A 20,627-nucleotide genomic window follows, 5' to 3' on the forward strand; every position below is an offset into this window, starting at 1 on the left:
GCGCGCCGGGGCCGGCGTGCGGCTGGCCTGCCCGCGACGAACACGCAGCTCGCCCCCCGGCAAAAAAATCCACGATCCTTCCCATTCGGGGAATAGCCAATCGCGCGCCGGCGCGCCATGATCGGCCAGTACGGCAGGAAGTCCGACTGAATGAAGCGTCTCAAGATCCTGCGGCGGTGGTTTGCACGCAAGCTCGGCCTTGCGCGGGTGATGTGCCTCGTGCTGCTGGCCGTGTTTGCGGGACTGCGCTTGTGGGATCCGCCGCCGGTCCAGGAATTGCGGCTGCGCACCTTCGATATGTTCCAGCTGCTCGATCCGCGCCACAAGGCGGCGCGTCCGGTCGTCATCGTCGACATCGACGACAAGAGCCTCGCCAGGCTCGGACAGTGGCCGTGGCCGCGGACGCGGATCGCGGACATGATCCAGAGCCTCACCAGCAACGGGGCGGTCGCAATCGGCTTCGACGTGGTGTTCTCCGAAGCCGACCGGCTCAATCCGGATCTGGTCGCGAGCCAGATGCGCTATCTCGACGACGCCACCCGAGCCAGGCTGCGCGAGCTGCCGAGCAACGACCAGATCCTCTCGGAGGCGATCAAGCGCTCGCGCGTGGTGCTGGGCGAAACGGGGCAGTCGGCGATCACGTCGGAGATCGACAAGGCGCTTCCCTTCACCGGCGTGGCAACGGTCGGTGAAGCGGGGGCCGAGCGCTTCCTGTTCGAATTCCCGGGCCTCTTGCGCAACGTGCCCGTGATCGAGAAGGTCGCCGCCGGCCGCGGCCTGTTCACCATCCGCACCGAGCGCGACGGCCTGATCCGGCGTGTGCCGATGATCATGCGTGCCCAGGGCAACATCATGCCCTCGCTCAGCCTCGAAATCCTGCGGGTCGTCACGGGAACGCCGACGCTGCTGGTGCGGACCGACAAGACCGGCATCCGCGCCGTCCGCCTCAAGGGTGTCGAGATCCCGACCGACGAGAACGGCCAGCTCTGGGTGCACTATGCCCGCCACGATCCCTCGATCTACGTCTCGGCGGCCGACGTCCTCGACAACACGGTATCGCCGAGCAGGATCACCGGCAAGCTGGTGCTGGTCGGCACCTCCGCGGTCGGCCTGAACGACATCAAGACCACGCCGGTGTCGCGGGCCATGCCGGGTGTCGAGATACACGCCCAGGTGCTCGAAAGCGTACTGACCGGCGCTGCGATCTCCCGCCCGAACTACGCGCTCGGCGTCGAATTGCTCGTCGCGATGATCATAGGCTTGCTCGTCATCATCTTCACGCCGAATCTCGGACCGGTGCGCCTCGTGCTTGCCGGCGCGATGTTCGCCGCGATCCTGGTCGGCACGTCCTGGTTCTTCTACGCGAAGTACCGCTACCTCATCGACTTCACCTATCCGCTGCTCTCGACGACCGCGATCTACATCACGTTCATCTTCTCCAGCTTCGTGCGCGAGCAGCGCCAGCGCGTGCAGATCCGCGGGCAATTCGCTCAGTACATGTCGCCCGTGCTGGTCGAGCAGCTCGCGCAGTCGCCGGAGAAGCTGAAGCTCGGCGGCGAGGAGCGCGAGATGACGATCATGTTCTCCGACGTGCGCGGCTTCACCTCGATCTCGGAGAGCTACAAGCACGATCCGCAGGGCCTGACGGCGCTGATGAACCGCTTCCTGACGCCGCTGACCAACGTGATCATTGAGCAGAAGGGCTATATCGACAAATACATGGGCGACGCCATCATGGCGTTCTGGAATGCGCCGCTCGATGATCCCCAGCACGAGATCAATGCCTGCGAGGCTGCGATCCAGATGCTCGAGAAGATCGACGTGGTCAACAAGGAGCGCGAGGAAGAAGCGGCCGACGGCGGCCACGTCTACATCCCGCTCAATGTCGGCATCGGCCTCAACACCGGCATCGGCGTTGTCGGCAACATGGGATCGGACCGCAAGTTCAACTATTCGGTGCTGGGCGACAGCGTGAACCTGGCCTCGCGGCTGGAAGGCCAGTCCAAGGAATACGGTTTTCCGATCATCGTGGGATCCCGAACCGCGCTCGCCGCCAAGGACAAGTTCGCGATCCTCGAGCTCGATTTCATCATGGTCAAGGGCAAGACCGAGCCGGAGGTGATCTACGCCATCGCCGGCCGCGAGGACGTGATGCATTCGGCTGCCTTCCAGCGCCTGCGCAACATCACCATCGAGATGCTCGGCTGCTACCGCAGCCGGAACTGGCAGGGTGCGCTGGACGCGATTGCGCGCGGCCGCAAGAGCGAGGACGCCGACACGCTGGAGAAGCTGTTCAAGCTCTACGAGGCGCGCGTCAAGGATTTCCAGGTCAATCCGCCGGCGGAAGGCTGGACCGGGGCGTATGCGCTGCTGACGAAGTAGGGCGGGTGTCGGCGCCGCTGGCACCACACCACAAGTGTCGTCCTTGCGAACGCAGGGACCCATAACCACAGGGAGTAGTTGTGGCGCGAGCTGGTAACTCAGAGTCCTCGCCAAACCACTCCCTGTGGTTGTGGGTCCCGGGTCTGCGCTTACGCTTGCCCGGGACGACAGCGGTGTTTGGCGCGGCAGTTTGGCTCGAGCACTTGCGGCGCCCACGGCTCCCGTAGGGTGGGCAAAGGCGCAACGCGCCGTGCCCACGTCTTTCTCACCGCATCATTGGTGGGCACGCTTGCGCTTTGCCGACCCTACGACACCGGTGTCCCCCGCTTCACTCCGTCCCGATCGTCGTCAGATCCTGAAACCAGTGCTGCGCTTGCACGAACTGCTTGATCTTCGGCGACAGCGCGTGCGGGTTGGTGTCGTGGACGACCCAGACCAGCACGGCATCGTCCACGATCAGGGCATGCGCCTGCGCGATCAAATCGTCCTGCTTGGCGGTGTCGAAGGTCTGCTTGGCCTCGTTGATCAAGGCGTCGACCTTCGGGTTCTTGTAGCCGCCCCAGTTGACGCCGACAGGCGCGATCTGGTCGGAGGCGAAGAAGCGGACGATGGCGTAGAGCGGGTCCGAGGTGACATAGGCGATGTTGTTGGCGGTGATGCCGGCGTTCATCTCGTCCGCCGCGCCCTTGCGCCAGTGCGTATATAATGTCTCGAGCTCGACCACCTTGAAGTCGATGTCGATGCCGATCTCCTTGAAGCTCTGCTGCAGGAATTCGTTCATCGGCAGCGACAGCATCTGGCCGGTGCCGCCCTGCGCGATGATGAAGGTGGTCTTCAGCGGCTTTGCTTTTGAATAGCCGGCTTCCTCCACCAGCTTCTTTGCGGCAGCGAGATCATATTTCAGCTCGAAGGTCGGCTTGCCGAACCACGGGCTCGACGGATCGACCTGGCCCTTGGCGGGCTTTGCGAGGCCATTCATCAGGCCGACGACTTCGTCGCGGTTGATCGCAAGGTTGAGCGCCTTGCGCAGGCGGATGTCGGTCCAGGGCGAGCCCGGCAGCACGCTGAGATGATAATTCCAGACATGCGGCGTGACGTTGTCGACGATCTTCATGCCGGCAGCTTTCAGCTGCGGCACGGCATCCGGCGCCGGCGTCTCGATCAGATCGACCTGGCCGGCAAGCAGGGCATTGGTGCGCGTCAGCGCTTCCGGCATCGGCACCAGCACGATCTTGTCGGCCTTCGGAATGCGCTTCTTGTTCCAGTAATCGGGGTTCTTGGTGAGCTCGGCGAGCTCGCGCGGCACCAGTTTCGTCAATTTGAAGGGGCCGGTGCCGGAAGGCTGGCTCGCGAACTTGTCCCAGTCCTTGCCGAGCTTTTCATACTGCGCCGGGCTCGACACCAGGAACCAGAGCATCTGATAGGGAAAGAAGGAATCGACCGTCTTGGTCGTGATCTCCACCGTGAAATCGTCGATCTTGGCGTAGCTGGCGACCGAGGGGAGGCGGGTTTTCACCTGCGCGCTCTGCCGCTTGTCGAATTGCGGCGCCTTGTCGTTGAGCACCTTGTCCAGATTCCAGATCACCGCGTCGGCATTGAAGTCGCTGCCGTCGTGAAACTTCACGCCCTTGCGCAAGCTGAAGCGCCACTTCGTCTTGTCGGCATCGTCCACCTTCCACTCGGTGGCGAGGCCCGGCACCAGCTTGCCCGGCCTGTCGGCGACGTCCATCTCCCACGCCACCAGCGGATCGTAGATCGTATAGGCCGTGAACTGATAGGCGCCGGCGCCGCGATCGGGCTGGCCGGTCGTCAGCGGAATATCCGCCATCGAGATACCGTAGCGCACCACGGTCTCGGCGCGCACCGGGATTGCGGATAACGCCAGCGCAAGCATGGCGAGACAGGTCGATAGACGAATACGCATGGCCCAAAACTCCCAGGAGATTCCGGGGCCAAACTTGCAATCTTGATGCCAGAATAGGCAGCTGGGCTGCTTTGTCTTCAATCGATCACAAGGACTTGTCGTCGCAGGGGCAATTTGCAGAATAAGTTTCTCCTTGGCATAGCCATTGCATACGATTGCATCAAAATTAATCATCGAAAGCCGAAGAAGGATCGAGGCGATGCTTATCAAGAACAACAAGACACGGGCGGCGCTGATCGCGCTCTTGGCGCTTGGCAGCGCGGCCGCATGGCCGCGCGTGGCGGCAGCGGAAACTGTGCTGCGCATCGGCATGACGGCTGCCGATATTCCGCGCACGCTGGGTCAGCCCGACCAGGGTTTTGAAGGCAACCGCTTCACCGGCCTCACCATGTACGACGCGCTGACCGGCTGGGACCTGTCCTCCGCCGACAAGCCGAGCACGGTGATCCCCGGCCTTGCCACCGAGTGGAAGGTCGACGATGCCGACAAGACCAAATGGGTCTTCAAGCTGCGTCCCGGCGTCACCTTCCATGATGGCACGCCGTTCAATGCCGATGCGGTGGTGTGGAACGTCGAGAAGGTGCTGAAGCAGGATGCGCCGCAATTCGACGCCAGCCAGGTCGGCGTCACCGCCTCGCGCATGCCGACGCTGGCCTCGGCGAAGAAGATCGACGACATGACCGTCGAGCTCACCACCAAGGAGCCCGACAGCTTCCTGCCGATCAACCTCACCAATCTCTTCATGGCGAGCCCGGCGAAGTGGCAGCATTTCTATGACAAGGCCGAAGGCGCAGACGCCAAGGCCAAATCGCAGGCCGCCTGGACCGCCTTCGCCAAGGACGCCGCAGGCACCGGCCCGTGGAAGATGGCGAGCTTCACCCCGCGCGAACGGCTCGAGCTGGTGAAGAACGCGAATTATTGGGACAAGGCCCGCGTCCCCAAGGTCGACAAGATGGTGCTCTTGCCGATGCCTGAAGCGAACGCGCGCACCGCGGCGCTGCTGTCCGGACAGGTCGATTGGGTCGAGGCGCCGGCGCCGGATGCGTTGCCTGAGCTCAAACAGCGCGGCTTCAAGCTCTACGCCAACGAGCAGCCGCATGTCTGGCCCTGGCAGTTCTCGCGCATCGAGGGCTCGCCCTGGAACGACATCCGCGTGCGCAAGGCCGCCAATCTCTGCGTCGACCGCGAAGGTCTCAAGGACGGCCTGCTCGCCGGCCTGATGGTGCCGGCCACCGGCACCTTCGAGCCCGGCCATCCCTGGCGGGGAAAACCGACCTTCGAGATCAAGTACGACAAGGCGGCTGCGCAAAAGCTGATGCAGGAGGCCGGCTTCGGCCCCAGCAAGAAGCTGACGGTGAAGATCCAGACCTCGGCATCAGGCTCGGGCCAGATGCAGCCGCTGCCGATGAACGAATATCTCCAGCAGGCGCTGGCCGAATGCTATTTTGACGTGAAGCTGGACGTCATCGAGTGGAACACGCTGTTCACCAACTGGCGCCGCGGTGCCAAGGATCCCAGCGCCAACGGCTCGAACGCGACCAACGTCACCTATGCGGCGATGGATCCGTTCTTCGCGCTTGTCCGCTTCCTGCAATCGGGCATGGCGCCGCCGGTCTCGAACAATTGGGGCTTCATCAACGAGCCCAAGTTCGACGAGCTGGTGAAGAAGGCCCGCCAGACCTTCGATCCCGCCGCGCGCGATGCCGCGCTCGCCGAGCTGCACGCGGCCTCCGTCGACGATGCCGCCTTCCTCTACGTCGCCCACGACGTCGGCCCGCGCGCGATGAGCCCGAAAGTGACCGGCGTCGTGCAGCCGAAGAGCTGGTTCATCGACTTCTCGCTGGTGTCGATGAAGTAGTGAGGTGCTAGCAACGTATTCGGTGCACCCTCTCCCCTTGCGGGAGAGGGTGGCTTCGCTTTAGCGAAGCCGGGTGAGGGGTCTCTCTCCGCGGATGCGGACCTCTCCATCGATGCAATAATCTCCGCGGACAGAACCCCTCATCCGGCGCTTGCGCGCCACCTTCTCCCGCAAGGGGAGAAGGAAGAAAGAACCAAACGTGCTCGCCTATACCGCCAGACGCATCGTCTATGTCATTCCGATCGTCATCAGCGTTGCGCTGGTGTGCTTTCTGCTCGTGCACATCACCCCGGGCGATCCGCTCGTCGCGGTGCTCCCTGCGGACGCCTCGCAGGAGCTCGCGGCGCAGCTCCGCGCCGCCTATGGCTTCGACCGGCCGCTGCCGGTGCAGTTCGGCCTGTGGTTGATGCGCGCCCTTCACGGCGATCTCGGCAATTCCATCGCCACCGGCCGTCCCGTGCTCGCCGAGGTCATGCGCGCGGTCGGCAACACCGTGACGCTGGCGATTGCCGCCGCCATCATCGGCTTCACCATGGGCATCCTGCTCGGCCTGATCGCCGGCTATTTCCGCGAGACCTGGATCGACAAGGTTGCCACCTCCTTTGCCATCGCCGGCGTCTCGGTGCCGCATTACTGGCTCGGCATGCTGCTCGTCATCATCTTCTCGGTGCAGCTCAACTGGCTGCCCGCGGTCGGCGCCGGACCCAACGGCTCCAACTCCTGGGCCTGGGACTGGGCGCATCTGCAATATCTCGTGCTCCCGGCGATCACGACCTCGGTGATCCCGATGGGCATCGTCACCCGCACCGTGCGTGCGCTCACAGGTGACATCCTTTCGCAGGATTTCGTCGAGGCGCTTCGCGCCAAAGGCCTGCATGAGCGCGGCGTGTTCCGCCACGTCATCAAGAACGCCGCGCCCACCGCGCTCGCGGTGATGGGGCTTCAGCTCGGTTACATGCTCGGCGGCTCGATCCTGATCGAGACCGTATTCTCCTGGCCGGGCTCGGGCTTCCTGCTCAACTCCGCGATCTTCCAGCGCGACCTGCCGTTGCTCCAGGGCACGATCCTGATCCTGGCGCTGTTCTTCGTCGTCCTCAATCTCCTGGTCGACATCGCGCAAGCCGCGATCGACCCGCGCATCAAGCGGGGCTAGCGAGATGAGCGAGGTTCCGTTGTCCGCCACCGCCGATGCCGCGCTGCAGGCCGCGCCCGCGACCAAGGCGCGCGGTTATTGGGCGACCGTCGGCCGCCGCATCATGCGCGACAAGGTCAGCATGGCCTGCGCGCTGGTGCTGCTGCTGATCTTCCTCTCCGCGATTCTCGCGCCATGGCTCGGCCTCGAAGACCCCTACAAGGGCTCGATGATCCGCCGCCTCCGCCACATCGGCACCGTTGGCTATCCGCTCGGCACCGACGAGCTCGGACGCGACATGCTGGCGCGGCTGATCTATGGCGGGCGGCTGTCGCTGGTGATCGGCATCCTGCCGGTGATCCTCGCGTTCTGCTTCGGCACCTCGCTCGGCATCATTGCCGGCTATGTCGGCGGCAAGCTCAACACCGCGATCATGCGCACGGTCGACGTGTTCTACGCTTTCCCCTCGGTGCTGCTGGCCATCGCGATCTCCGGCGCGCTGGGCGCCGGCATCCTCAACTCCATCGTCGCGCTCACCATCGTGTTCGTGCCGCAGATCACCCGCGTCGCCGAAAGCGTCACGACAGGCGTGCGCAACATGGATTTCGTCGAGGCCGCACGCGCCTCCGGCGCCGGCGCCTTCACCATCATGCGCGTGCACATCCTCGGCAACGTGCTCGGCGCGATCTTCGTCTATGCGACCAGTCTCATCTCTGTTTCGATGATCCTAGCGGCCGGTCTCTCCTTCCTCGGCCTCGGCACCAAGCCGCCGGAGCCGGAATGGGGCCTGATGCTGAACACGCTGCGCACCGCGATCTACGTCAACCCGTGGGTTGCGGCATTGCCGGGCGCGATGATCTTCGCGGTCTCGATCTGCTTCAACCTGCTCTCGGACGGCCTGCGCAGCGCCATGGACATCAGGAACTAGCCATGAGCGAGAGCAACACATCCGTCGAAATGCTCGAGCCGGTCGAAGACCGTGGCGGCGTCGCGCAGCCGCTGCTTCAGGTCAACGGCCTGACCAAGCATTTCCCCGTGCGCGGCGGGCTGTTTGCAGCAAAGCGCACCGTGCGCGCCGTCGACAACGTCTCGTTCGCCGTCGCCAAGGGCGAGACCGTCGGCATCGTCGGCGAGTCCGGTTGCGGCAAGTCAACCACCGCGCGGCTGTTGATGCATCTGATGCCGCGCGATACCGGCGACATCATCTATGACGGCATGACCGTCGGCCAATCGCTGAGCCTGCGCGAACTGCGCCGCGGTATGCAGATGGTGTTCCAGGATTCCTATGCCTCGCTCAATCCGCGTCTCACCATCGAGGAATCCATCGCGTTCGGCCCCAAGGTGCACGGCATGGCCGACGGCGCGGCGCGAACCCTGGCGCGCGAGCTGCTTGGCAAGGTCGGCTTGCGCCCCGAAAACTTCGCCAACCGCTATCCCCACGAGATCTCGGGCGGCCAGCGCCAGCGGGTCAACATCGCCCGTGCGCTGGCGCTGTCGCCGCGGCTGGTGATCCTGGATGAGGCCGTCTCCGCTCTCGACAAGTCCGTCGAGGCGCAGGTGCTCAATCTGCTCGCCGATCTCAAGCGCGAGTTCGGCCTGACCTATCTCTTCATCAGCCACGACCTCAACGTCGTCCGCTACATCTCCGACCGCGTGCTGGTGATGTATCTCGGCGAGGTCGTCGAGCTCGGCCCGGTCGATCAGGTCTGGGATAGTCCCGCGCATCCCTACACGCGCGCGCTGCTTGCCGCGATGCCCTCTTCAGACCCGGACCGTCGCACCGAAAAGCCACCGATCACGGGCGATCCGCCCAATCCGATCGATCCGCCTTCGGGCTGCCGCTTTCACACCCGTTGTCCGTTTGCGGAGCCGCTCTGCGCAAATGCGACACCAAAGCTCACCGCGCTGGATAGAATGGGCCACGAGGCCGCGTGCTACATGGCGATACCGGGTTCAGGCCATAGCCGCGCGCCCGCAGAGGAAACAGCATGACAAGACCGACACCGAAAGAGATCAAGCCGATCGCGCAGATTGCGGGCATCCCCGTAGATGACGAGATCGCAACGCGGATCTCCAATTCCATCGGGCCTGCCTTCGAGGGCTTTGAGACCATCGCCGGCACGTTGCCGTTCGACCTCGAGCCCGCGCTCTATCCGATCGCGCAGACGCAGAAGGTGTCGAAATGAGCACCGAGCCTGCCTTGATGACGCTCACCGAGGTCGCGCGAGCGATCGCGATGAAGCAGGTGTCCTCGCATGAGGTGACGCGCGCGCTGTTGCATCGCATCGCGCAGTGGCAGCCGCATCTCAACGCCTTCATGTCGGTTGAAGCGGAATCCGCATTGAAGGCGGCCGAGGCCGCCGACGCAGAGCTTGCCAAGGGCAATGTCCGCGGTTCGCTGCACGGCGTGCCGCTCGCGCACAAGGACATGTATTACGACGCCGGCCATGTCGCGACCTGCGGCTCACTGATCCGCCGCGACTTCGTTCCGACTGTCACCTCCACCGCCTTGCAGCGGCTGAAGGATGCGGGGCAGGTCCGCCTCGGCACGCTGCACCTTGCCGAGTTCGCCTATGGCCCGACCGGCCACAACGCCCATTACGGCCCGGTGCGCAATCCCTGGAACGTCGCGCATATCACCGGCGGCTCCTCCTCCGGCTCAGGCTCGGCGGTCGCGGCACGCCTGACCTATGCGGCGCTCGGCTCCGACACCGGCGGCTCGATCCGCATGCCCGCGCATTTCTGCGGCGTTACCGGCCTCAAGACCACCGTCGGCCGCGTCAGCCGCGCCGGCGCGATGCCGCTGTCGCAATCGCTCGACACCGTCGGCCCGCTTGCCCGCACTGCGGAAGATTGCGCGCTGCTGCTGGCGCTGATGGCCGGCGCGGACCCCGCGGATTCCACCTGCAGCCACGAGCCGCAGTCGGACTATGTCGGCGCAACCAAGGGCTCGCTGAAGGGCCTCAAGATCGGTGTGCCCGCATCGTTCTATGTCGACGATCTCGACAGCGAGGTCGCGCGTGTGCTGGACGAGACCATTGCGGTGCTCAAGCGCGAGGGCGCCGACATCGTCAAGGTCGAGCTGCCGGATCAGCGGCAATTGTCGGCGGCGAGCCAGCTCGTGCTCGCGGCGGAAGCGGCGGCTTTCCACAAGCGATGGATGATCGAGCGCCCGCAGGACTACGGCACGCAGGTCCTGATGCGGCTTCAGAACGGGCTCGCCGTTCCCGCCATCACCTATCTCGAAGCGATGCGCTGGCGCGGTCCGGCGCTGGCCGCGCACAACGCGGCGACATCGGGCGTCGATGCGATCATCGCACCGGCTTCCCCGATCCCGGCGCCGACGATCGAGGAGAGCGATGTCGGCGGCGGCCCCAATGCGCCGGCGCTGTTGCAGCGCCTGACGCTGTTCACCCGTCCGGTGAACTTCCTGGGCCTGCCGTCGCTCACCGTGCCTTCGGGCTTCGCCAAAAGCGGTCTTCCGATCGGCATGCAGCTGATCGGCCGCTCCTTCGATGAAGCGACCCTGCTCACCATCGGCGCCGCGTTCCAGCGCGTCACCGACTATCACGATCGATTGCCGAAACTGCCGTCATGACAAACCTCGTCGAGATCTCGGGCCTCAACATCCGCTTCACCGGCGAGCGCACGGTCTATGCCGTGAACGATCTCAATCTCTCGCTTGGCAACAGTGAGGTGCTGGGCCTGCTCGGCGAATCCGGTTCGGGCAAGAGCGTGACCCTGCGCGCCTTGATGCGGCTATTGCCGAAGAAGCGCACGCAGATCACTGGCACGGTGAACGTCATGGGGCGCGACGTGCTTGCCATGAATGACGAGCAGCTGTCGTCGTTCCGTGGCCAGACCGTCTCGATGATCTTCCAGGAGCCGGCACTGGCGCTCGATCCGGTCTACACCATCGGCGCTCAGATCGCCGAAAGCGTCGTGCGCCATGAAGGCAAGAGCTTTGCAGAGGGGCGCGCGCGTGCGCTCGAAATGCTCGAGGTCGTCCGCATTCCCTCGGCAAAACGCCGGCTCGACGCCTATCCGCACGAGATGTCCGGCGGCATGCGCCAGCGCGCCATGATCGCGCTCGCGCTCGCCTGCCGGCCCAAGATCTTGCTCGCGGACGAGCCGACCACGGCGCTCGATGCCACCGTGCAGATCCAGATATTGTTGCTCTTGCGCGAACTGCAGCGCGAGTTCGGCATGTCCGTGATCTTCGTCACCCACGATATCGGCGTCGCCATCGAGATCTGCGACCGCGTCGCGGTGATGTATGCCGGCCAGATCGTGGAGCAGGGGACTCTGCGCGACATCGTCCGCAGCCCGGTGCACCCCTATGCCAAGGGCCTGCTCGCCTCCACCATCCACGGCGCCAGGCGAGGGCAGCGGCTCGAAACCATCCCCGGCACCCCGCCGTCACTGGCGGAAAAACCCCACAACTGCTCCTTCGCCCCCCGCTGCAAGCTCGCCGAGCCGCGCTGCCTGGAGCGGCTGCCTGCGAATGTCGAGGTCGGCCCGGGCCGGGCGGCGCGGTGCGTGCTGGCGGAGGCGGTCGCGACGTAATTCGTTTGTTGTCCAGCCGAAGTCCATCCCCGCCCCACGCTGCGCTCCCTCCCCCCCTTGCGGGGGAGGGCGGGGGAGAGGGGTAGCCCAGCAAAAGGCATTCGTTGTCGGCGGTGAGCGGAGCGGCGCCACGGAGAGAGTCCCCGTGTGGCCACCCCTCTCCCTGCCCCTCCACCGCAAGGGGGGAGGGAATGAGAGACAAGTGCGTCCCTCACTTCGCAAATGTGCGGGAAAACGGGACGGGAAAGTGAGTGCACCGCGCCCCTCACTGTCGAACCGCGCGCTTCCTCTAAATTCCTCCACGACAACACGCAGTTGTCACACTCCACCCGGCACCGACCGCCAGCGCAGCTCCTACTGTGCATGGGGTTGTTTTCGACACTTTTTGTTTTCGCAGCCGCAACCGGGCGTGGGGAACAGCATTCACACCCCATTCATCCCGGTTCCCGTTCCATGCGGGCCGTTCACGGAGAGGGACTTAACTGATGCACATTTCCAACGAAGGCCTGCTTGTCATCCTGTTGGTCGGCCTGGTGGCCGGCTGGCTCGCCGGCAAGGTGGTGCGCGGAACCGGGTTCGGCATCATCGGCGACATCGTGGTCGGCATCGCCGGCGCGCTGGTGGCGAGCTTCCTGTTTCCCAAGCTCGGCATTCGTCTCGGGACGGGCCTCGTGTCAGAGATCGTCTATTCCGCCATCGGCGCGGTGATCCTGCTGCTGGTGGTCCGTCTGGTGCGCGGCGGCGGTAGGTTCTAGCCGCCCCCTGTTCGGAACCTTCCGCCTCTCTCCGCACTGGGGAGAGGCGGAAACGTCTGCTATAAAAAGCCGCAAAGCCTGTGAAATACCGGACTTGCGCGCGGGCCCATCAGGGGTAGATGTGGCCCATCGGGGTCCTGGATTTATTCGACTGCGCTCAACAGGGAGAAGACGATGTTAATCCCGGTCGAGTACGCCTGAACCTGTGAAATCAGGGGCTTTGCCCCTTACCCGAAAGAGATCAGATTGATGGCAGCCGTACCTGGCGTCCGCCGTTCAGAGCTCGGTGACGCCTTGCGCGCGTGTCGCACGGCGTTCGTCGGCGTCGGCTTGATGAGCTGCATGATCAACCTGCTCTATCTGACCGGGTCGATCTTCATGCTGGAGGTCTATGACCGGGTGCTGCCGAGCCGCAGCATCCCGACCCTGGTCGGCCTGATCATCCTCGCCAGCTTCCTCTACATGGCGCAGGGCGTGCTCGACATGATCCGCAACCGCATCCTCGGGCGGGTCGGCACCGCGCTGGACGACGCCCTCAACAAGCGCGTGTTCGACACCATCGTGCGCCTGCCGCTGCTGGTCGGCAGCCGCAACGAGGGCCTGCAGCCGCTGCGCGACCTAGACAATGTCCGCTCCTTCCTCGGCAGCATGGGCCCGAGCGCATTCTTCGATCTGCCCTGGCTGCCGCTCTACCTCGCCATCTGCTTCGCCTTCCATGTCATGATCGGCGTCACCGCCCTGGTAGGTGCCATCATCCTGGTCGGGTTGACGCTGGTCACCGAATTCCTGTCCCGCCAGCCGGCGAAGGAGGCGATGGGCCTTGCCGCGCAGCGCAATGATCTCGCCGCCGCCAGCCGCCGCAACGCCGAAGTCATGGTGTCGATGGGCATGGCTGGCCGCATGAACGCGCGCTGGAGCGAGGCCAACGAAAAATATCTCGCCGGCAATCAGCGCGCGAGCGACGTCGCCGGCGGCCTCGGCGCGGTCGCCAAGGTGCTGCGCATGATGCTGCAATCGGCCGTGCTCGCGGTCGGCGCCTATCTCGTCATCCACCAGGAGGCGACCGCCGGCATCATCATCGCCGGCTCGATCCTGTCCGCCCGCGCGTTGGCGCCGGTCGATCTTGCCATTGCGCACTGGAAATCCTTCGTCGCGGCGCGCCAGAGCTGGCAGCGCCTCACGCGCCTCCTGGAGCAGATGCCGGCGCAGGCGATGCCGACCCAGCTGCAGGCGCCCACCAGCCGCCTGTCCGTCGAAGGCGTCGCCATGGTGCCGCCAGGCGACCAGCGCCTGATCGTGCAGGACGTCACCTTCGCACTCCAGGCCGGCAACGGCCTCGGCGTGATCGGGCCGAGCGGCTCCGGCAAATCCTCGCTGATCCGCGCGCTGGTCGGCGTCTGGCAGCCGGTGCGCGGCAAGGTGCGGCTCGACGGCGCAGCGCTTGACCAATGGTCGTCCGACGCGCTCGGCCGCCACATCGGCTATCTGCCGCAGGACGTCGAGCTGTTCGGCGGCACCATCGCGCAGAACATCTGCCGCTTCGATCCCGAGGCGACGTCCGACGCCATCATCGCCGCGGCCAAGGAGGCCGGCGTGCACGAGATGATCATCAAGATGCGCGAGGGCTACAACACCCAGGTCGGCGAGCAGGGCACTGCGCTCTCTGCTGGCCAGGCGCAGCGCGTGGCGCTGGCGCGCGCGCTCTACGGCAATCCGTTCCTGGTCGTGCTCGATGAGCCCAACTCCAACCTCGACACCGAAGGCGACGAGGCACTGACCCGCGCCATCCGCTCCGCGCGTGAGCGCGGCGCCATCGTCATCGTGGTGGCGCACCGCCCGATCGGCGTCGAGGCGGTCGACCAGATTCTGGTGCTGCGCGACGGCCGCATGCAGGCCTTCGGCCCGAAGGAGCAGGTGCTTGCGCAGGTGCTCCAGCCGCGGGCGGTGCCGACGGCACCGATCAAGGTCGTCAGCGAAGGCGGAGCCAAGGCATGAGCACGATGGCCATTGGCGGGCCAAAGCCCGCTGCGACGAAGACCGTGCGGCAGTCGATCAGATTCCACCTGATCCTCGGGCTCAGCATCGTGCTGGTGCTCGTCCTCGGCCTCGGCGGCTGGGCATCCACCGTGCTGATCTCGGGCGCGCTGATCGCGCCCGGTCAGATCGTGGTCGAATCCAACGTCAAGAAGGTGCAGCACCCGACCGGCGGCGTGGTCGGCGAGTTGCGCGCCCGCGACGGCGACGTGGTCAAGGCCGGCGACATCGTGGTGCGGCTCGATGACACCGTGACCAAGGCGAACCTTGCCATCGTCACCAAGAATCTCGACGCCGCACAGGCACGCACGGCGCGACTGCAGGCCGAGCAGCGCGGCATCGACAAGATCGAGTTCCCGCAATCGTTGCTCGATCGCGCCGACGATCCCGACGTCAAGGCGCTGCTCTCCGCCGAGACCAAGCTGTTCGACGTCCGCGTCAACGGTCGCGCCGGCCAGAAGGCGCAGCTCCGCGAGCGCGTCCTGCAGCTCAACGAGGAGATCGAGGGCCTCCAGGCGCAGGAGAAAGCCAAGGACAAGGAAATCGTCCTGGTGCAGCAGGAGCTCACCGGCGTGCGCGATCTCTACGAGAAGCGCCTGGTGCAGATCTCGCGCCTGACCACGCTCGAGCGCGACAGCGCCCGCCTCAACGGCGAGCGCGCGCAATACATCGCTTCGCGGGCGCAGGCCAAGGGCAAGATCACCGAGACCGAGCTTCAGATCATCCAGGTCGACAAGGACATGGTGAGTGAGGTCTCCAAGGATTTGCGCGAGACCAACGACAAGATCGGCGAATTGATCGAGCGTAAGGTCGCCGCCGAGGACCAGCTCCGCCGCGTCGACATCCGCGCGCCGCAGGACGGCATGGTGCTGCAATCGACAGTGCATACCGTCGGCGGCGTCGTCACCGCAGGCGACACCCTGATGCTGATCGTGCCGCAGGCCGACGATCTCCAGGTCGAGGCCAAGGTCAATCCGGTCGACATCGACAAGCTCCAGATCGGCCAAAAGACGCTGCTGCGCCTGTCCGCCTTCAACCAGCGCACCACGCCCGAGCTCAACGGCGTCGTCAGCCGCGTCTCGCCCGACGTCACCACCGACCAGCGCACCGGCCAGAGCTACTACACCATCCGAGTCTCGATGCCGGCCGAAGAGGTCGCCCGCCTCGGCGACGTCAAGCTGATCCCCGGCATGCCCGTCGAAGCCTTCGTCCAGACCGGCGACCGCACCATGCTGTCCTACCTGATGAAGCCGCTGCACGACCAGCTGATGCGGGCCTTCCGCGAGAAGTGACGCGCGACAGCGCGTCATCCCGGAGCGCGCTTGGCGCGCATCCGGGATCTCGGGCGGCACCCACGGTCCCGTGGGCAAAGGCGCAACGCGCCGTGCCCACCACCTTTCACGTTTCGATAGAAAGACGTGGGCACGCTTCGCTTTGCCCACCCTACGGCACCGCCTTCTTTGCTATAGTTCGACTCAAGCGCAAATAGCCCGGCGGTCGACCAATGCAATCTCCCCCCTCCATCGCCGCAAAATCCTTCACCGACGCCAGCCTCGCCGTCGCCCGGCTCGAGGAGATCTACGAGCGCAACACAAAATTCCTGCGCGACCGGTTCGAGGCTTACGTCAATGGCGAAGCCGTCACGACACGGGTGCGGGCCTATTATCCCTTCGTCCGCGTCACCACCGCGACGCATGCGCGGCTGGATTCGCGTCTCGCTTACGGCTTCGTCGCCGGACCCGGCGTGCACGAGACCAGCGTGACGCGGCCGGACCTGTTTCGCGCGTACCTGATCGAGCAGATCGGCCTTCTGATCCAAAACCACGGCGTGCCCGTCGAGATCGGCGAATCCGCCGAGCCGATCCCGATCCATTTCGCCTATCGCCGCGACATCAATATTGAAGCCGCCATTACCACCAGCGAGAATTCCACCGTCACGCGATCGCTGCGCGATGCGTTCGACGTGCCCGATCTCGCCACTATGGACGATTCCATCGCTGACGGCACCTTCGAGCTCCAGCCTGGTGCGCCCGAGCCGCTGTCGCTGTTCCGCGCGGCGCGCGTCGATTACTCGCTGCGCCGGCTCTATCACTACACCGGCACCGATCCCGAGCATTTCCAGAACTTTGTCATTTTCACCAACTACCAGTTCTATGTCGATGCCTTCGCGCAGCTCTGCCAGCAGCGGCTTCAGTCGGGTGAGGCTGGCCTCGACTCCTTCGTCGCGCCCGGCAATGTGATCATGCAGAATGGCGGCGCGACCAGCGGGACGGCGCCCGTGCGCGCGCCGCAGATGCCTGCCTTCCATCTTGTCACGCCGGGCTATCGCGGCATCAGTCTGATCAACATCGGCACCGGCCCGTCCAACGCGCGCAACGTCACCGACCATGTCGCGGTGCTGCGGCCGCACGCCTGGCTGATGCTCGGCCATTGCGCGGGCCTGCGCAACACGCAGCGTCTCGGTGACTACGTGCTCGCGCATGGTTATGTGCGTGAGGACCATGTGCTCGACCGCGAGCTGCCGCTCTGGGTGCCGATCCCGGCGCTGGCCGAGATGCAGGTCGCACTCGAACAAGCCGTCGAGGATGTCACCGGGCTTGAGGGGTTCGAGCTCAAGCGCTTGATGCGCACCGGCACAGTAGCGAGTGTCGATAACCGCAATTGGGAGATCTCCGGGCCCGCCGTGATCCGCCGTATGTCGCAATCGCGCGCGGTGGCGCTCGACATGGAATCGGCCGCGATCGCTGCCAACGGCTATCGCTTCCGCGTTCCCTACGGCACGCTGCTCTGCGTCTCCGACAAGCCGCTGCATGGCGAGATCAAGCTCGCCGGCATGGCCAGCGAATTCTACCGCCGTCGCGTCGGCCAGCATCTCGAGATCGGCCTGAAGGCGCTGGAGCGGCTGAAGCAGCAGGAATCCGAGCGGCTGCACTCGCGAAAACTCCGCAGCTTCGCCGAAGTCGCGTTCCAGTAAAGGACAACAGACCTGCCGTACGAACGCTGACGTCTCCGTGAGCACAGCGTCCTGGAATATCGCCGCCACGACAGGGTTATCACTTCGTCCGGGGCCGCTCGAAACAGGACAGGAGAGGAGACCGAGATGCTCACGACCATGATCAGGCTCGTCGCGCTGGGTACGTTTGCGGCAGCCGTGTTGAACGCGCCGGCGCTGGCCGCCGGCGGGGGCGGGGGTGGTGGAGGCGGCGGTGGCACCGATCCCTATGCCGGCGCCTATTCGGCTCAGAAACCGCAACCGACCTATCCGAAGCGCCCGGGCAGCAGGGCGACGCAGAAGGGCAAGAAGCCGAACAACCAGTCCAGCATCGGCGATCCCGCATTCGCGGCCGGCTATCGCGTCGCCTATGACACGATCTACGAGCGCAACGACTATGCCGCCGCGATCGCGCAATTGAAGTCGCTCGGCCATGACGACCATCCGAACGTCGCCAACCTCATCGGCTACTCCTATCGCAAGCTCGGCGATTACGAGCAGTCGCAGGTCTGGTACCAGCGCGCGCTCAAGGCTGATCCGAACCACGTGCTGACCTGGCAGTATTATGGACTCTGGCAGCTCGAGCAGGGCAATCGCGAGCAGGCGATGTATCATCTGAGCCGGATTGCCGCCATTTGCGGGACGGTTTGCGAGGAGTACAAATCCCTGGCTGCGGCGCTGGAGAAGCCGACCGGCACGGCACTCGTGTACTGAACGCGCGGAGTGGGTTGGCTGCGAAGCGCAACCCGCTCCAGGCATGGTGACAAGTCGTCAAAATTTCAGCATTGTCCGGCGCGGGGCGCGACCGGGACGACTTGATGCCACTGATGCGCGACAAAATCATCGGCCATGATCTCGAACGGCTGGCCTTTCGCTTCACGATGATGCGTGATGACGAGGTCGTGCAGTGCCAGATCTCTGATGCCGCAATGGACGAGCTCGCGGGCATGCAAGGCACCGAAAGCAGCGCGCGCCAGGCGCAGTTCCTGTCGCTGCGCGAGACCATCGAGCGCATCGCCTCGGACATTTATGACGAGGCGCCGCGGGTGCAGGGCTATGTGGTGCGGATTTTCATGCGGCATTTGGGGAGGTGATGTCACCGCGAGCAAAAATGCCTCTCCGTCATCCTGAGGTGCGAGACACGTGGCGCAACGCGCCGCGTGGAGAGCCTCGAAGGATGAACGGCCGAGATGCAGCGGGGCCGTCGTCCTTCGAGGCTCTCCTTGCGATGCAAGGGGAGCACCTCAGGATGACGGTACGTGGAGCGTGATTTGCTGCCAGCACAGCAGCCTCACTCCTCCAGCTTCCTCAACAACAACCTCAGCGCCGTCGCCGCGAACACCTGCATGTTGGCGAACCGGTCGTTGCCACCTGTCTCCAGCGTCATCACCTCAGCCGTGGGCCCTGCGACCGCCATGCAGCTGTGGCCGGCGGCATCGCCGTAGCGGTTGCCGGTGGGGCCGGCTGCGCCGGTCTCGGAGAGGCCCCAGTCGGAATTGAAGCGGCTGCGCATCCGTTCGGCGAGCAGTTTCGCGTAAGGCTCCGATGAGGAACGAAAGCCCTTCATTCCTTCGTCCGAAATATCCATCAGCACGCGCCTGGCATCGCGGGTATAGACCACGGCGCCACCGAGGAAATAGGCGGAGGCGCCGGGCACCGCGAGCAGGCTGGCCGCGATCAGGCCGCCGGCGGAGGATTCGGCGACAGCAATGGTCTGTTTGCGCGCGATCAGTTTGGCCGCGACCTGTTCCGCAATGCCGACGAGCTCTTTCATCCCTTTGACCCCTTATGCCTTCGCAATTGAGCCCAGCCTTCCTAGCATATGACAGAAGCCTTGGCCGAGTTGCGGGCGACGGGCAGGCCTGCTTGAATGGTGGACAGAGCAAGACAAGACGAGGAAACGCGAAGGAGACGTCATGACGTCCCTGATCGCCGGCGGGGTGGATTGTGATGTGCATCCAGCCGTGCCGCATCTGACCAGCCTACTGCCGTACCTGAGCGACTATTGGCGCGATCAGGTGACGACGCGCGGCATGGTCGATCTCGTCTCGCAATCCTACCCAAAGAACTCGCCGATCGTGGCGCGCCCTGACTGGCGTCCCGAGACTGGCAAGCCGGGCGAAAGCCTCGAGGACATGCAGCGCCATGTGCTCGATCCCTTCCAGCTCAAGCTTGCCATCTGCAATCCGCTTTACGGCGTGCAGATGGTGTTTTCCGAGGACATGCAGGCCGCCTTCTGCCGCGCGCTGAACGACTGGCTCGTCAAGGAGTGGCTCGATCGCGATTCGCGGCTGCGCGGCTCGATCGTGATCCCGACGCAGAGCGTCGAGAAATCAGTCGCCGAGATCGAGCGCTGCGCGCCCGATAAGCGCTTCGTACAGGTGCTGATGCTCGTGATGGGCGACACCCCGCTCGGCAAGCGCGCGCTGTGGCCGATCTACGAGGCCGCGGAACGGCTGGAGCTTGCCGTCGGCATCCATGCCGGTTCCGCCTATCACAATCCGCCGACTTCGGTCGGCTGGGGTTCCTATCACATCGAGGATTATGTCGGTCAGGCCCAGGCGTTCCAGACCCAGCTCACCAGCCTGATCGTCGAGGGCGTGTTCGCAAAGTATCCGCGGCTGAAAATGGTGATGCTGGAATCCGGCGTCTCCTGGATCGCGCCTTATCTCTGGCGCCTGCACAAGTTCTGGCGCGGGGTGCGGATGGAGACGCCCTGGGTCGATCGCGCGCCGCTGGAGATTGTGCGCAGCAACATCCGCTTCTCTTTACAGCCTTTTGATGCGCCGCCGGAGCCTGAGACATTAATTCGCCTGTTTGATCATATGCAGTCCGGCGAATTGGTCCTATTCTCCACGGACTATCCGCACTGGCAGTTCGACGGCCAGGACGCGCTGCCCGAGGGTCTGTCCCCCGATCTCGTGCGCAAGATCATGATCGACAATCCACATGCAACCTATCCCCGCCTGACGTGAGCCCGCTGC

Annotated in this window: 17 protein-coding genes; 15 read left to right on the forward strand and 2 right to left on the reverse strand. The window is 64.8% G+C overall.

Annotated features, from left to right (window positions below; all coding sequences use genetic code 11):
* The first annotated feature begins 150 nt into the window (after positions 1-150).
* Positions 151-2,382: a CHASE2 domain-containing protein gene (locus BRAGE_RS0142195; RefSeq protein WP_027562028.1), complete on the forward strand. Its 2,232-nt coding sequence runs from the start codon at positions 151-153 to the stop codon at positions 2,380-2,382.
* Between the two features lie 328 nt (positions 2,383-2,710).
* On the opposite strand, the gene BRAGE_RS0142200 is transcribed toward BRAGE_RS0142195, so the two are convergent.
* Positions 2,711-4,306: an ABC transporter substrate-binding protein gene (locus BRAGE_RS0142200; protein ID WP_027562029.1), complete on the reverse strand. Its 1,596-nt coding sequence runs from the start codon at positions 4,304-4,306 to the stop codon at positions 2,711-2,713.
* 199 nt (positions 4,307-4,505) lie between these two features.
* Here BRAGE_RS0142200 and BRAGE_RS0142205 point away from each other — a divergent pair, with 199 nt between their 5' ends.
* The 13 genes from BRAGE_RS0142205 to BRAGE_RS0142265 all read left to right on the forward strand — a co-directional run bounded on the left by BRAGE_RS0142205 (position 4,506) and on the right by BRAGE_RS0142265 (position 18,737).
* Positions 4,506-6,164: an ABC transporter substrate-binding protein gene (locus BRAGE_RS0142205; RefSeq protein WP_027562030.1), complete on the forward strand. Its 1,659-nt coding sequence runs from the start codon at positions 4,506-4,508 to the stop codon at positions 6,162-6,164.
* A 199-nt stretch (positions 6,165-6,363) separates the two neighbouring features.
* A complete protein-coding gene (locus BRAGE_RS0142210; RefSeq protein ID WP_027562031.1) occupies positions 6,364-7,317 on the forward strand; it encodes an ABC transporter permease in 954 nt (317 codons plus the stop codon).
* Between the two features lie 4 nt (positions 7,318-7,321).
* Positions 7,322-8,224 (forward strand): ABC transporter permease, encoded by a 903-nt coding sequence (locus BRAGE_RS0142215; protein ID WP_027562032.1) that lies wholly within the window; start codon positions 7,322-7,324, stop codon positions 8,222-8,224.
* A 2-nt stretch (positions 8,225-8,226) separates the two neighbouring features.
* The gene (locus BRAGE_RS0142220; protein ID WP_027562033.1) at positions 8,227-9,288 is read left to right on the forward strand and encodes an ABC transporter ATP-binding protein; all 1,062 of its coding nucleotides are present in this window, start codon (positions 8,227-8,229) and stop codon (positions 9,286-9,288) included.
* Positions 9,285-9,482, forward strand: a complete 198-nt coding sequence (locus BRAGE_RS0142225) for a hypothetical protein (protein WP_027562034.1) — start codon at positions 9,285-9,287, stop codon at positions 9,480-9,482. The genes BRAGE_RS0142220 and BRAGE_RS0142225 overlap by 4 nt, the downstream gene beginning before the upstream one ends.
* Positions 9,479-10,894 (forward strand): Asp-tRNA(Asn)/Glu-tRNA(Gln) amidotransferase GatCAB subunit A, encoded by a 1,416-nt coding sequence (locus BRAGE_RS0142230; RefSeq protein WP_027562035.1) that lies wholly within the window; start codon positions 9,479-9,481, stop codon positions 10,892-10,894. Before BRAGE_RS0142225 ends, BRAGE_RS0142230 begins: the two co-directional genes overlap by 4 nt.
* Positions 10,891-11,862 carry an ABC transporter ATP-binding protein gene (locus BRAGE_RS0142235; RefSeq protein ID WP_027562036.1) on the forward strand — a complete coding sequence of 324 codons (972 nt, stop codon included), beginning with the start codon at positions 10,891-10,893 and terminating at the stop codon, positions 11,860-11,862. Before BRAGE_RS0142230 ends, BRAGE_RS0142235 begins: the two co-directional genes overlap by 4 nt.
* A gap of 485 nt (positions 11,863-12,347) precedes the next feature.
* A complete protein-coding gene (locus tag BRAGE_RS0142240) occupies positions 12,348-12,617 on the forward strand; it encodes a GlsB/YeaQ/YmgE family stress response membrane protein (protein WP_027562037.1) in 270 nt (89 codons plus the stop codon).
* Positions 12,618-12,866: 249 nt separating this feature from the next.
* Positions 12,867-14,612 carry a type I secretion system permease/ATPase gene (locus BRAGE_RS0142245; RefSeq protein WP_027562038.1) on the forward strand — a complete coding sequence of 582 codons (1,746 nt, stop codon included), beginning with the start codon at positions 12,867-12,869 and terminating at the stop codon, positions 14,610-14,612.
* Positions 14,609-15,943: an HlyD family type I secretion periplasmic adaptor subunit gene (locus BRAGE_RS0142250; protein WP_027562039.1), complete on the forward strand. Its 1,335-nt coding sequence runs from the start codon at positions 14,609-14,611 to the stop codon at positions 15,941-15,943. The genes BRAGE_RS0142245 and BRAGE_RS0142250 overlap by 4 nt, the downstream gene beginning before the upstream one ends.
* 212 nt (positions 15,944-16,155) lie before the next feature.
* Entirely contained in the window at positions 16,156-17,625 is a 1,470-nt protein-coding gene (locus tag BRAGE_RS0142255) for an AMP nucleosidase (protein ID WP_027562040.1), read from the forward strand.
* A gap of 126 nt (positions 17,626-17,751) precedes the next feature.
* Positions 17,752-18,357 (forward strand): tetratricopeptide repeat protein, encoded by a 606-nt coding sequence (locus tag BRAGE_RS0142260; protein WP_027562041.1) that lies wholly within the window; start codon positions 17,752-17,754, stop codon positions 18,355-18,357.
* Positions 18,358-18,461: 104 nt separating this feature from the next.
* Positions 18,462-18,737 carry a DUF1488 family protein gene (locus tag BRAGE_RS0142265; protein WP_027562042.1) on the forward strand — a complete coding sequence of 92 codons (276 nt, stop codon included), beginning with the start codon at positions 18,462-18,464 and terminating at the stop codon, positions 18,735-18,737.
* Positions 18,738-18,934: 197 nt separating this feature from the next.
* Here BRAGE_RS0142265 and BRAGE_RS0142270 read toward each other — a convergent pair whose 3' ends face one another.
* Entirely contained in the window at positions 18,935-19,417 is a 483-nt protein-coding gene (locus BRAGE_RS0142270) for a CinA family protein (RefSeq protein WP_027562043.1), read from the reverse strand.
* Between the two features lie 142 nt (positions 19,418-19,559).
* On the opposite strand from BRAGE_RS0142270, the gene BRAGE_RS0142275 reads away from it, so the two are divergent.
* Positions 19,560-20,618, forward strand: coding sequence for an amidohydrolase family protein (locus tag BRAGE_RS0142275; RefSeq protein ID WP_027562044.1), 1,059 nt, complete (start codon positions 19,560-19,562; stop codon positions 20,616-20,618).
* The last annotated feature ends 9 nt before the right edge of the window (positions 20,619-20,627 follow it).

It is taken from the genome of Bradyrhizobium genosp. SA-4 str. CB756 (genome assembly GCF_000473125.1).
Classification (GTDB): domain Bacteria; phylum Pseudomonadota; class Alphaproteobacteria; order Rhizobiales; family Xanthobacteraceae; genus Bradyrhizobium; species Bradyrhizobium arachidis.